Annotated in this window: 13 protein-coding genes; 12 read left to right on the top strand and 1 reads right to left on the bottom strand. The window is 68.8% G+C overall.

Going from position 1 to position 12,950, the window contains the following annotated elements; all coding sequences use genetic code 11:
- The 12 genes from VM306_RS13825 to VM306_RS13770 form a co-directional block, all read left to right on the top strand.
- Nucleotides 1–822: sugar ABC transporter permease (locus tag VM306_RS13825; RefSeq protein WP_325514955.1), on the top strand; the 822-nt coding region annotated here is incomplete at its 5' end.
- Nucleotides 819–1,652, top strand: coding sequence for a carbohydrate ABC transporter permease (locus tag VM306_RS13820; RefSeq protein WP_325514953.1), 834 nt, complete (start codon nucleotides 819–821; stop codon nucleotides 1,650–1,652). The genes VM306_RS13825 and VM306_RS13820, both read left to right, overlap by 4 nt.
- Nucleotides 1,653–1,663: 11 nt before the next feature.
- Nucleotides 1,664–3,145, top strand: coding sequence for a glycoside hydrolase family 13 protein (locus VM306_RS13815; protein ID WP_325514951.1), 1,482 nt, complete (start codon nucleotides 1,664–1,666; stop codon nucleotides 3,143–3,145).
- A gap of 271 nt (nucleotides 3,146–3,416) precedes the next feature.
- Nucleotides 3,417–4,178, top strand: coding sequence for a DeoR/GlpR family DNA-binding transcription regulator (locus tag VM306_RS13810; RefSeq protein WP_325514949.1), 762 nt, complete (start codon nucleotides 3,417–3,419; stop codon nucleotides 4,176–4,178).
- A gap of 176 nt (nucleotides 4,179–4,354) precedes the next feature.
- Nucleotides 4,355–5,593 (top strand): sugar ABC transporter substrate-binding protein, encoded by a 1,239-nt coding sequence (locus VM306_RS13805; RefSeq protein ID WP_325514947.1) that lies wholly within the window; start codon nucleotides 4,355–4,357, stop codon nucleotides 5,591–5,593.
- Between the two features lies 1 nt (nucleotide 5,594).
- Nucleotides 5,595–6,524 carry a sugar ABC transporter permease gene (locus VM306_RS13800; protein WP_325514945.1) on the top strand — a complete coding sequence of 310 codons (930 nt, stop codon included), beginning with the start codon at nucleotides 5,595–5,597 and terminating at the stop codon, nucleotides 6,522–6,524.
- On the top strand, nucleotides 6,521–7,321 hold the full coding sequence (locus VM306_RS13795; protein ID WP_325514942.1) for a carbohydrate ABC transporter permease: 801 nt from the start codon (nucleotides 6,521–6,523) through the stop codon (nucleotides 7,319–7,321). Before VM306_RS13800 ends, VM306_RS13795 begins: the two co-directional genes overlap by 4 nt.
- Complete coding sequence (locus VM306_RS13790) at nucleotides 7,318–8,307, top strand: zinc-dependent alcohol dehydrogenase family protein (protein ID WP_325514940.1); 990 nt, start codon at nucleotides 7,318–7,320, stop codon at nucleotides 8,305–8,307. Before VM306_RS13795 ends, VM306_RS13790 begins: the two co-directional genes overlap by 4 nt.
- 109 nt (nucleotides 8,308–8,416) lie before the next feature.
- The gene (locus VM306_RS13785) at nucleotides 8,417–8,641 is read left to right on the top strand and encodes a hypothetical protein (protein WP_325514937.1); all 225 of its coding nucleotides are present in this window, start codon (nucleotides 8,417–8,419) and stop codon (nucleotides 8,639–8,641) included.
- Entirely contained in the window at nucleotides 8,620–10,494 is a 1,875-nt protein-coding gene (locus VM306_RS13780; RefSeq protein ID WP_325514935.1) for an ATP-binding protein, read from the top strand. The genes VM306_RS13785 and VM306_RS13780 overlap by 22 nt, the downstream gene beginning before the upstream one ends.
- The gene (locus tag VM306_RS13775; protein WP_325514933.1) at nucleotides 10,491–11,135 is read left to right on the top strand and encodes a response regulator transcription factor; all 645 of its coding nucleotides are present in this window, start codon (nucleotides 10,491–10,493) and stop codon (nucleotides 11,133–11,135) included. The genes VM306_RS13780 and VM306_RS13775 overlap by 4 nt, the downstream gene beginning before the upstream one ends.
- Nucleotides 11,136–11,208: 73 nt before the next feature.
- Nucleotides 11,209–11,754 (top strand): radical SAM protein, encoded by a 546-nt coding sequence (locus tag VM306_RS13770; protein WP_325514931.1) that lies wholly within the window; start codon nucleotides 11,209–11,211, stop codon nucleotides 11,752–11,754.
- On the opposite strand, the gene VM306_RS13765 is transcribed toward VM306_RS13770, so the two are convergent.
- Nucleotides 11,741–12,925 (bottom strand): MFS transporter, encoded by a 1,185-nt coding sequence (locus VM306_RS13765; protein ID WP_325514928.1) that lies wholly within the window; start codon nucleotides 12,923–12,925, stop codon nucleotides 11,741–11,743. The genes VM306_RS13770 and VM306_RS13765 overlap by 14 nt on opposite strands.
- Nucleotides 12,926–12,950 lie beyond the last annotated feature (25 nt).

The following is a 12,950-nucleotide window of genomic DNA, read 5'->3' as shown; positions in this document are numbered from 1 at the left end:
GCCGCACTGGTCGTCTTCGCGGTGTTCTCCTGGTACCCCATCGTGCGCGGGGTGGTCCTGAGCTTCCAGCAGGTCAACTTCGTCACGAGCCCCGACTGGGTGGGCTGGGAGAACTTCGAGCGGCTCTTCGCGGACCCGCTGTTCGGGGTGGCGTGGCGCAACACGTTCTACTTCACGGTACTGGCGATGCTCATCGGGTTCGGCGTCCCGTTCCTGACAGCCGTGGTGCTCAACGAGATCCGGCACGCCAAGGGCTACTTCCGGCTGCTGGTCTACCTGCCGGTGATGCTGCCGCCGGTCGTCACTGCCCTGCTGTGGAAGTGGTTCTACGACCCGGGACCCGGCCTGTTCAACTCGGTCCTGCGAGGACTCGGGCTGCCGACGTCGCAGTGGCTCGACTCCAGCAGCACCAGCATGATCAGCCTGGTCCTCGTCATCACCTGGGCGAACATGGGCGCGGCCACGCTCATCTACCTGGCCGCGCTGCAGACCATCCCCGGTGAGCTGTACGAGGCCGCGGACCTGGACGGCGCCGGGATCCTCAGGAAGGTCTGGCACGTCACGATCCCGCAGACCAAGTTCGTGATCCTGATGCTCCTGCTGCTGCAGGTCGTCGCGACCATGCAGGTCTTCACCGAGCCGTTCATCATGACCGGCGGCGGACCGGAGGAGTCCACGGTCACCGTGCTGCTCCTGCTCTACCGGTACGCCTTCTACTACAACGACTTCGGCACCGCGAGCGCGCTGAGCCTCATCCTCTTCGCGGTGCTGGGCGTCTTCTCCTTCCTGTACCTCAAGCTCACCCGGAAGGCCGACGCATGAGGACTCTCACGAAGGGCAGCGGCCCGGCCTACTGGGTCGTCCTCACGGTCACGCTGGTCCTGTTCACGGCGGCGTTCCTGCTCCCGCTGGTCTGGGTGCTGCTCGGCGCGTTCAAGCCGCCGGCGGAACTGGCCCAGCAACCGCCGACGATCCTGCCGCGGACGTGGGAACCGGGCGCGTACGTCGACGCCTGGAACTACATGGACCTCGGCCGGTTCTTCCTCAACACGTTCGTCGTCGCCATCGGCGCGTGGGCCGTGCAGATGGCCGTGATCGTGCCCGCGGCGTACGCGCTGTCCAAGCTGCGGCCCTGGGGCGGCAACGTCGTCATGGGCCTGATGCTGGCCACGCTGATGCTGCCGTCAACGGCCGTGCTGGTGCCGGTCTACCTGACGCTGACCGACCTCGGCCTGCTCAACAACCCGGCGGGCATCTGGCTTCCCGCCGCGGCGAACGCGCTGAACGTCTACCTGCTCAAGCGGTTCTTCGACCAGATCCCCGAAGAGCTGCTGGAGGCGGCCAGGATCGACGGCGCGAACACCTGGACGACGCTCACGCGGATCGTCCTGCCCATCTCGCGGCCCATCCTCGCCGTCGTCTCGATCTTCGCGGTCGTGGCGGCCTGGAAGGACTTCATCTGGCCGCTGCTCGTGTTCCCCGACCCGGCGAAGCAGACGCTCAGCGTCGCGCTGCAACGCTTCGCCCCGGACACCCCGATCAACCTCCTGCTCGCGGGCCTCGTGCTGGCGAGCCTGCCGATGGTGGCGCTGTTCCTGGCGTTCCAGCGGCACATCCTCGCGGGGCTCACCGCGGGCGGCGTAAAAGGCTGAAAGGACTTCAGATGAGTTGGTGGCGCAACGCATCCATTTACCAGGTCTACCTGCGCAGCTTCGCTGACGGCAACGGTGACGGCATCGGCGACCTGGCCGGCCTCCGCGCCAAGCTCCAGCACATCGCGAACCTCGGCTTCGACGCGATCTGGCTGAACCCGTGGTACCCGAGCCCGCTCGCCGACGGCGGCTACGACGTGGCCGACTACCGCGACATCGAGCCCGTGTTCGGGGCGCTCGCCGACGCCGAGAAGCTCATCGCGGACGCGCACGGCCTGGGCATCCGGATCATCATCGACCTCGTCCCGAACCACTGCAGCGACCAGCACCCGTGGTTCAAGGACGGTCTGTGGGACCGCTTCCACATCCGCGACACCGAGGAGATCCCGAACGACTGGCAGTCGCGGTTCGGCGGCCCCGCGTGGAGCAAGCTCCCGGACGGCCGCTGGTACCTGCACCTCTACGCCGCCGAGCAGCCGGACTTCAACTGGGAGAACCCGGTCGTCCACGAGGAGTTCGAGGACATCCTGCGGTTCTGGCTCGACCGCGGCGTCGACGGGTTCCGCATCGACGTGGCGGACGGGCTGGTCAAGGACTTCGGCAAGCCCGACGTGGACCTGCCCTACTCCGACCAGGACGGCGTGCACGACATCTACCGCAGGTGGCGGCAGATCGTCGACTCCTACGACGGCGACCGCATCCTCGTCGGTGAGATGTGGCTGCCGGACCCGGTCCGGTTCGCCCGGTACCTGCGCCAGGACGAGATGCACAGCGCGTTCAACTTCGACTTCCTCTGCTGCCCCTGGAACGCCCAGGAGCTGCGCGGTGTCGTCGACAGCACGCTGGCGGCGCACGAACCCGTCGGCGCGCCACCGACCTGGGTGCTGTCCAACCACGACGTCACGAGGCACGTGACGCGCTACGGCCGCGAGAAGACGGGGTTCTCGTTCGCCGACAGGCAGCACGGCGCCCCGACCGACTTCGAGCTCGGCACGCGCAGGGCCCGCGCGGCGATCATGCTGACGGCGGCGCTGCCCGGTGGCGTGTACGTGTACCAGGGCGAGGAGCTGGGGCTCTGGGAGGTCGAGGACCTGCCGGACGAGCTGCGCGAGGACCCGGTGTGGCACCGCTCCGGCTTCACCGACCGGGGACGTGACGGCTGCCGCGTGCCGCTGCCCTGGTCCGCCGAGGACGGTCCGAGCTGGCTGCCCCAGCCGGAGAGCTGGCAGCAGTTCTCGGTCGAGGCCCAGACGGACGACCCCACCTCGATGCTCACGCTCTACCGCCAGGTGTTCGCGCAGCGGCGCGGGATCGAGGGCGACCTGGAGTGGCTCGACCTCGGTGAGGACGTGCTGGCGTTCAAGCGCGGCGACCTCACCTGCGTGGTGAACCTGTCCGGCGGGCCGGTCGACCTGCCGGGCGTGCCAACGTTGTCAAGCGTCCCGCTGGAGGACGGCAGGCTGCCCAGCGACGCTGCCGCCTGGTTGAGCTAGCACGCGCCCGGGGTACTGAGCGGTTGTGGTCGCACGGTGGCCACAACCGCTCAGTCGTTTCTGCCCACATGGGGGCAATACGGGCAGAACAGCACCGGAACTCGGGCATGCCCGCTCTGACCGAACTGCGTGAACGCGCCGTCACGGGGCGCGAACCGGGCAAAAATCGGGCAAGATTTCACTCTGTTGTGGTGCCGACCACAATGTTTCCAGGGTGTTTCATCTATGCACGGCCCGAACGGGCAACCCGAGAGCCGAGTGGGCAGGTGACATGCGAGCCGAAGAGCGCAAACGCCGCATCCTGGCCAGGGCCCGCGCCGATGGCCGCGTCGACGTGGTGGAGATGTCGCACGAACTGCGCGTCGCGCCCGAAACGGTCAGGCGGGACCTGCGCGTCCTCGACGAGCACGGCCTGGTGCGCCGCACGCACGGCGGTGCGATCCCGGTCGAGAGCGCCGGGTTCGAGACGGGCCTGAGGTTCCGGGCGGGGTCGCACGTGCCGGAGAAGCGCCGCATCGCGAAGGCCGCGGCCGAACGGCTCGACGACGCCGAGACCGTGTTCATCGACGAGGGCTACACGCCGCAGCTCGTCGCGGAGGCGCTGCCCACGACCAACCCGCTCACGATCATCACCGCGTCGCTGCCGACCGCGGCGGCGATGTCCGAGCACCCGTCGTGCACCGTCCTGCTGCTGGGCGGCCGGGTTCGCGGGCACACACTGGCCACTGTGGACCACTGGACGACGAGGATGCTCGGCGAGATGGTCATCGACCTCGCCTACATCGGAGCCAACGGCATCTCCCGCGAGCACGGGCTGACCACACCCGACCCGGCGGTCGGCGCGGTGAAGTCCCGGGCGCTCAGCGCGTCCCGGCGAAAGATCTTCGTCGGTACGCACACCAAGTTCGGCGTCTCCAGCTTCCACCGGTTCGCCGAGGTCTCCGATCTGGAGGCGGTAGTCACCGACAGCGGCCTCTCCGCCCACGAGGCCCACCGCTACACCCTTCTGGGCCCCAAGGTCATCCGAGCCTGAGATCCCTCACCATTCGGGCGTGATCCCCCTTCTTCACCGCGCCCGAAAACCCTTGAAAGGAACCGACGATGCCGTCGATTCGCACACCTCTCCGCGCATTCGGGGCCGCCACCGCCGTGTTGCTGCTCGCATCCGCTTGTTCGGGCGCCGGCGGCGGGGGTGGTGGTGAGAACTCGGTGAACGTCCTGATGGTGAACAACCCGCAGATGCAGGACCTGCAGAAGCTCACCGCGGACAACTTCACGAAGGACACGGGCATCAAGGTGAACTTCACCGTGCTGCCGGAGAACGACGTCCGCGACAAGATCAGCCAGGACTTCTCCAGCCAGGCCGGGCAGTACGACGTGGCGACGATCTCGAACTACGAGACGCCGATGTACGCCAAGAACGGCTGGCTCGCGCCGATGGACGACTTCGTCGCCAAGGACAGCGGGTTCGACCAGGCCGACATCCTGGAGCCCATCAAGCAGTCGCTGACCGCCGCCGACGGCAAGGTGTACGCGCAGCCGTTCTACGGCGAGTCGTCGTTCCTCATGTACCGCAAGGACATCTTCGAGGCCAAGGGCGTCTCGCTGCCCGACAAGCCGACCTGGCAGCAGGTCGCCGAGGCCGCCCAGAAGGTCGCGACGCCCGAGGTCCGCGGCATCTGCCTGCGCGGCCAGCCGGGCTGGGGCCAGGTCATGGCGCCGCTCACGACGGTCGTGAACACCTTCGGCGGCACGTGGTTCACCAAGGACTGGCAGGCGCAGGTCAACGCGCCGGAGTTCAAGGAGGCCACCAAGTTCTACGTCGACCTCGTCCGCAACTACGGCGAGGCGGGCGCCCCGCAGGCCGGGTTCGCCGAGTGCCTGAACAACATGACGCAGGGCAAGGTCGCGATGTGGTACGACGCCACGGTCGCCGCCGGTCTGCTGGAGGCCAACGACTCCCCGGTCAAGGGCAAGCTCGGCTTCACCCAGGCGCCGGTCGTGAAGACCGACAGCTCCGGCTGGCTCTACACGTGGGCGTTCGGCATCCAGAAGGCCTCGAAGAAGCAGGACAACGCCTGGAAGTTCATCTCGTGGGCGTCCGGCAAGGGCTACGAGGAGCTGGCCGGCAAGACCCTCGGCTGGTCGAAGGTCCCGGACGGCAAGCGCTCGTCGACCTACCAGCGCGCCGAGTACAAGCAGTCCTCCGGCACGTTCTCCGCGACGGCCGAGGCCGCGATCAAGGGCGCGAAGCCGCTGAACCCCGGTGTGCAGGAGCGCCCGGCGCCCGGCATCCAGTTCGTCGGCATCCCCGAGTTCACCGACCTGGGCACCCAGGTCTCGCAGCAGATCAGCTCGGCGATCGCGGGCGCGGTGACGGTGGACGACGCGCTGAACAACGGTCAGGGACTCGCCGAGAAGGTCGCCGCGAAGTACAAGGGGCAGTGACATGGCGGTGATCACGGCGGAGCGGCCGGTCGTGGACCGGCCGCCGCCCGTCCCGAAGAAGAACTACTCGAAGTGGGCGAGGCGGGGCCCGTTGCTGCCCGCGCTGATCTTCCTGATCATCGTGACGCAGCTGCCGTTCGTGGCGACGCTGGTCATCTCGTTCATGAGGTGGAACTCGCTGGACCCCGCCAACCGCGGGTTCGCCGGGTTCGACAACTACGTCAGCGTGTTCACCGACCCCGACCTGCGCTCCTCGGTCGTCAACACGATCGTGCTCACGGCGTCGGTCGTGATCATCAGCCTGATCCTCGGGCTGGGGCTCGCGTTGCTGCTGGACAAGAAGTTCGCGGGCCGCGGGTTCGTGCGCACGCTGCTGATCGCGCCGTTCCTCGTCGTCCCGGTCGCGGCGGCGCTGATCTGGAAGCACGTGCTCTACAACCCGGAGTACGGCCTGTTCAACGGGATCCTGAACTGGCTGGGCTTCGACGCCCAGCCGGACTGGATCAGCTCCATGCCGATGAGCGCCGTCGTGCTGTCGCTGGTGTGGCAGTGGACGCCGTTCATGATGCTGATCCTGCTGGCGGGGTTGCAGAGCAAGCCGATCGAACCGGTCGAGGCGGCCACGATCGACGGCGCGTCGTCGTTCCAGATCTTCCGGTACCTGACGTTCCCGCACCTGCGGCAGTACCTGGAGCTCGGCGGCCTGCTCGGCTCGATCTACGTCGTGCAGAACTTCGACGCGGTCTTCACGATCACGTCCGGTGGCCTGGGCACGGCGAACCTGCCGTACATGATCTACCAGACCTTCTACCAGGCGCACGAGTACGGCGAGGCGTCCGCGGCCGGTGTGATCGTGGTGGCGGGCTCGATGGTCATCGCCACGTTCGCGCTGCGCACGGTGTCCTCGTTGTTCAAGGAGGAGAAGCGATGAGCCGGATCTGGGGTGTGCTCGCCTGGTTCGCCGGCATCGTGTTCTTCGCGCCGGTGGCCTGGATGTTCCTGACGTCGCTGCACAGCGAGTCGGACGCGGCGACCAACCCGCCGTCCCTCCTGGCGCCGCTGACGCTCGACGGCTACGCGGAGTTCTTCGACGCGGGCGCGTGGCCTCCGTTGATCAACTCGTTCAGCGCCTCGATCGGGTCGACGATCATCGTGCTGCTGCTGGCGATCCCGGCAGCGTACGCGTTGTCGATCAAGCCGGTGGAGAAGTGGACGGACGTCCTGTTCTTCTTCCTGTCCACCAAGATGATGCCGGTGGTCGCGGCGCTGCTGCCGATCTACCTGATCGCGCAGTTCTCCGGGATGCTCGACAACATCTCGTTCCTCACGCTGCTGTACTGCTCGATGAACCTGCCGATCGCGGTGTGGCTCATGCGGTCGTTCCTGTCCGAGGTCCCCAAGGAGATCCTCGAGGCGGCCTCGATCGACGGAGCGGGGCTGGTCACGATCCTGCGCCGGGTGGTGGCGCCCATCGCGATGCCGGGCATCGCGGCGACGGCGTTGATCTGCTTCATCTTCAGCTGGAACGAGCTGCTCTTCGCACGGGTGCTCACCGGTGTCGTCGCCGGCACCGCCCCCGTGTACCTGACCGGGTTCGTCACGTCGCAGGGCCTCTTCCTGGCCAAGGTCTGCGCTGCGGCGGTCGTGGTCTCCCTACCGGTGCTGATCGCCGGGTTCGCCGCCCAGGACAAGCTGGTCCAGGGCCTCTCGTTGGGAGCAGTCAAGTGAAAGCAGCAGTGATCACCGGCGTCGGTTCCGTCGAAGTGACCACTGTGGACGATCCCAAGTGCGGTCCGCGCCAGGTGGTCGTCGACGTGGCGGCCTGCGGCCTGTGCGGCACCGACCTGCACATCCTGCAGGGCGAGTTCGCGCCCACGCTGCCGGTCGTGCCCGGCCACGAGTTCGCCGGCACGATCGTCGAGATCGGTTCGCAGGTCAACGAGGTCGAGGTCGGCGACCGCGTGGCCGTCGACCCGTCGCTCTACTGCCACGAGTGCCGGATGTGCCGCTCCGGCAAGAACAACCTCTGCGAGCGCTGGGCGGCCATCGGCGTCACGACGTCCGGTGGCGCGGCGGAGTACGCGGTGGCGCCCGTGGCCAACTGCGTGAAGCTGCCCGACCACGTGCGGACCGAGGACGCGGCGCTCATCGAGCCGCTGTCGTGCGCGGTCCGCGGGTACGACGTGCTGCGGTCGCAGATGGCGTCGCGAGTGCTGATCTACGGCTCGGGCACGATGGGTCTGATGATGCTGCAGCTGGGCAAGCTGACCGGCGCGTCGTCGATCGAGGTCGTGGACCTCAACCCCGACCGGCTGGAGACGGCCCGCCGGCTCGGCGTCACGGCCGTGGCGGCGTCGCCGGACGAGCTGGACCGGCCACAGGGCTGGGACGTCGTCATCGACGCCACCGGCAACGAGAAGGCCATCCAGGACGGGCTCGGCCGGGTCGCGAAGGGCGGCACGTTCCTCCAGTTCGGCGTCTCGGACTACTCGGCGCGGGTCACCATCGAGCCGTACAAGATCTACAACCAGGAGATCACCATCACCGGCTCGATGGCGGTGCTGCACTCGTTCGAACGGGCGGCGGACCTCTTCGCGACCGGAGTGCTCGACCCGGAGATCTTCATCAGCGACAGGCTGCCGCTGGACGACTACGCGGCGGCGTTGGACCAGTTCAAGGCCGGTAAGGGCCGCAAGATCCAGGTCCTGCCGTGAGCTGACCCGGTAGGAGTCACGGGCATTCGTGTATCCAGGCGAGTGCCCGCGACTCCTTCCAGACATGTCGAAGTCCGGGCAGAAAGTGGTACCGCCGTACTTTTCGCACATGTCCGACGAAGAGCTCCTCGCGTGGTACGCGGAGCTTCAGGCGCGGGCGATGAACCCGCAGCCTGGGGACGTCGATTTCGACCACGTCCACAAGCCGGCGCAACCGGTGTCCGTCAAGGACCTGCGTCACCGGATCATGACCTTCCAGGGCTGGCCGGGTGGCATCTCCACCCTCGACGACGGTTCGCCGTTCCACAACCTGTGGCACTGGCTCAGCGACTGATCCGGGGCGAGGTACTCCTCGCCCGGGTCATCGGCGCGGTGGTGGCCGCCTGTGTGCTCTTCGCCGTCGTGCACACAGCGGCCACCGGCGCCGTCTCGCATCCGCGGAACTGGCTGGTCGCCTTCGCCTGCACCCTGCTCGGGGTGCGGGTGATCGGCCACGTCCGCAGGTCGGCCGTTGGGTGGTTGCTGCTGGTCATGGGCGTGTTCGGCGGCATCGCCATCGCGGTCGCCGGCCAGGCGGCCGATCACCCGGCCCGCTGGGTCGAGGCGTGGGTCTGGTGGCCCACCTACGCGCTGTTGCCCGCCGTGGCACTGGTCTTCCCGAACGGCAGGCCGTTGAGCAACCGCTGGTGGATCGCCATCGGCGCGTCGTTGTCCAGCGCCGTGCTCGGGGCCGTGGGGATCGCGTGGGCGTCGTGGGACGACCCCGCCGACTACTGGCAGTCGAGCGGTGGCGGACTGGCCAAGACCCTGACCCTGGTCGCCGTGCTCGCGGCCGGGGTCTCGGTGATCGCGGCCGTCGTGTCGTTGTTCCTCCGCTGGCGACGAGCCGAAGGGGACGAACGCCGGTTGCTCGTGTGGGCGTTCGCGTTGCTGGCACTGGCCGTCGTGGCGACCGTGGTGGAGACGACGGACGGGCACGTCGCGTGGATCATCGGCGTGCTCGCGTTCCCCGCTGCCGCGGTGATCGCCATCGTGCGGTACGGGTTGTACGACATCAGCCTGCTGATCCACCGGTCGTTGCTCTACGGCTCGTTGACCGTCGTGCTGCTGCTCGTCTACCTCGGTGTGATGGTCGGCGCGGGCGAGTTGCTGACCAACGACGCCGAGGTCGTCGGCGTTGTCGCGGCGGGCCTGGTGTTCGCGCCGATCCGCAGCTGGGTGCAGCGCAAGCTCGACCGGTGGCTGTTCGGTGAGCGCGCCGATCCCCATGCCGCTTTGTCGACTTTGAGCGAGAAGCTCGAGCGGTCGCAGGACGTGCTGCCGACGGTGGCCCAGACCGTCGCCGAGTCGTTGAAGCTGCCGTACGTGGCGATTCGCGGCGGGGCGGTGCTCGCCGAGCACGGGCGCAGCCGCGGATGGCCGCAGCTGCGCTTTCCCATGACGTACCGGGGTTCCTCGGTCGGCGACCTCGTCGTCGAGCCGCGAGCGCCCGACGAGCGGTTGAGCGACCGCGAGCTGAGCCTGCTCGTGGACCTCGCCCGGTCCACCGCCCCGGCCGCGCAGTCGATCAAGCTGACCGCCGATCTGCAGCTCGCGCGTGAACGGCTCGTGCGTGCGCGCGAAGAAGAACGGCTGCGGTTGCGGCGCGACCTGCACGACGGCGTCGGACCGGCGTTGGTCGGCATCCGGTTGCAGCTCAGGGCGTTGCGCCGGCAGTTGGGTGACGTGCTGGACCCCGTACTGGGCGACGTCGACACCACGGCCGTCGAGGTACGTCGGCTCGTGGACGGTCTACGACCGCCGATCCTCGACCAGGGCCTGGCACTGGCCGTGCGCGACGAGGCGGCGCGGTTCAACGGCGAGCTGCGGGTCGAGGTGGAGGCCGAGCAGCTCGACGGCCTGTCCGCCGCCGTCGAGGTCGCGGCCTACCGGATCGTCGCGGAGGCGTTGACCAACACCGCACGGCACTCGGGCGCGTCGACATGCGTGATCACCGTCCGTACCGACGGCGACCTGGTCGTGGAGATCGTCGACGACGGCTGCGGCGTGGCGGCGGACTCGAAGCCGGGCGTCGGGCTCGACTCCATGCGAGAACGCTGCGCGGAGCTCGGTGGATCGTGCACAGTGGGACCCGCGGAACCGCGCGGCACACGAGTGGTGGCGCGAATCCCGTTGGAGGCCCAATGACGCGGGTTGTGATCGCGGACGACCACCCGGTGTTCCGGCGCGGCCTGAAGGCGTTGCTGGACGGCGAGGACGGCCTGGTGGTCGTCGGCGAGGCGGCGGACGGGCTGTCCGCCGTGGCTGTCGCTTCAGACCTGGAGCCGGACGTCGTCGTGATGGACCTGCACATGCCGGGCCTGGGCGGCGTCGAGGCGGCCAAGCGGATCCTGGAAGTGCTGCCGTCGGTGGGAGTCCTCGTGCTGACCATGCACGAGGACGACGAGCTGGTGTTCGCGGCGATGAAGGCCGGCGCCCGCGGCTACCTGGTCAAGACGACCGACGACGACGAGATCGTGCGCGCCGTGCAGGCGATAGGAGCCGGCGAGGCGATCTTCAGCGCCACCATCGCGCAACGCATGATGGGCTACTTCACCGCGATCTCGTCGTCGAAGGCCGTGGTGTTCCCGCAGCTCACCGACCGCGAGCGGGACGTGCTGGAGCTGATGGCGACCGGCATCGACAACGCCTCGATCGCTTCGAGGTTGAGCCTGTCGGGCAAGACCGTGCGAAACAGGGTGTCCGCGATCTTCTCGAAGCTCCAGGTGGCCGACCGCGCGCAGGCCATAGTGCGGGCGCGCGAGGCAGGCCTGGGAAGTCCCCGCTGATTCGGGACAGCGGTCACCTGTGCGCGGGACAGGTCCCCCACTTGGATCGGCGGTATCCGCCGAAGGGGGCCCGATGGACATCACCTGGGACGTTGCGCACGCGCGGCTCAGCCACGACCGCATGCTGCACATCGCCCGAGCGCTCATCTCGATGCGACCGGACGCCGTCACGCTCGGCGGTGGGGAGCCGCTGGGCGTGCCCGGCCTGTTCGAGATCGTCGACCTGTTCCGCGACGCCGGCATCGACATCGTCCTGCGCACGTCCGGCAAGTCGCTGCACCCGTCGATGGTGCGCACGCTCCTGGAGTCGTGCGCGCGCATCGAGGTGTGCGCGATGGCGTTCACCCACGCCATGCACGCGCTGCGCCTGCTCGACATCGGCTCCGCGAAGCTCGACCGGCACGCCCAGTTCGGGCTCGACGCCACCGGCATCCGGCGCGGGTTCGACCGGCTGGAGGAGTTCTGCGCGACCACGGCCTTCGAGCTGTCGCGGCTCGGCTTCATCGCGTTCAGCGACACGCTCGGCTCGGACCACGCGCAGTACCTGCAGTCGCTGGCGCCCCAGACGGTGCGGGTGACGGTGGAGACGGCGAACACGTCGGTGGTCAGAGCCATTTGAGGGTGCCGAGCGCGGCGGCCCCGACGGCCGCCGCGGTGATCGCGGCCGTGGCCGGCCACCCGAGCGAGCCGGCCGCCGCCGCGCCGAAACCCGTACCCAGGCTTCCGCCGACGAAGTAGACGAGCATGTACGCGCTGTTGAACCGCGCCGGTGCCGCCGGGTCGATGGCGAGGACGGTGCTCTGGTTCGCGACCTGGGCGGCGAACAGCCCGGCATCGAAGAGCACCAGACACCCGAGGGTGGCGACAGTGCTCGTGAGCGACCAGCCGATGACGACCGCGGCAGTGCCCGCCATGACCAGGCCCAGCAGGACGACCCGCCGGGCGCCGACGCGGTCGGTCCAGGCACCGGCGACCTGGGTGGCGAAGATGCCGGAGACACCGGCCAGCGCGTACAGCCCGATCCGCTCGGCGGAGTACGAGTACGGCGGCTGGGAGAGGACCACCGCGAGCCCGGACCACATGGCGCAGAACGCGAAGAACCACAACGCGCCGCGAGTGGCCGCGCCCCGGAGCACGGCGTGCCGGACGAACAGGCCGGGAAGGGAACGAAGGGTCTCGCCGTACCGGAGACCGGTCCCGCTCCGCGTCGTCGGCACCAGCACCAGGCACCCCGCCGCCACGAGCGCGCAGCCCGCCGCGAACACCAGGAGCATCGCGCGCCAGCCGATCTCGTCGGCCAGCCAGCCACCGGCGATCCGCCCGGCCAGGATGCCCGCCGAGATCCCGGCCGTCACGATGCCCAGGACCGTCGCGCGCCGGGCCGCGGGAGCGAGCCGGCCCGCCACCGAACTGAGACCGGCGCCCACCGCCGAGCACGCTCCGACCAGACCCGTCATGGCGCTCAGCACCACCACACTGCCGGCAACGGCACTCCCCGCGAGCACCACCGCCAGGGCTGCGAACTGCACGGCCAGCACACGTGCCGGAGGGAACCGGTCGACCAGCGGCACCAGAAGACCCAGGCCCGCCATGTACCCGGCAGGTCCGGCCGCGAGTGCCACCCCGACAGCGGTGATCTGCGAGCTCAACGACTCGGCCACGTCCGCCATCGCGGGCTGCAACGAGTACAGGGTGGCCGTTCCCAGCGCTGCCGCGAGTGCCATGAAGAACACGACGGGTCCACGAAGCTGGTTCGCGGTCAGCGCCTGCTCGGCTTGATCAGCGTTCACGCCGACCAGTGTCGGGAAGCACCGG

Source organism: Lentzea sp., from assembly GCF_035525475.1.
Taxonomy (GTDB): domain Bacteria; phylum Actinomycetota; class Actinomycetes; order Mycobacteriales; family Pseudonocardiaceae; genus Lentzea.
Note: the sequence above shows the minus strand (reverse complement) of the source record. Positions and strands in the feature narration are given on the sequence as shown.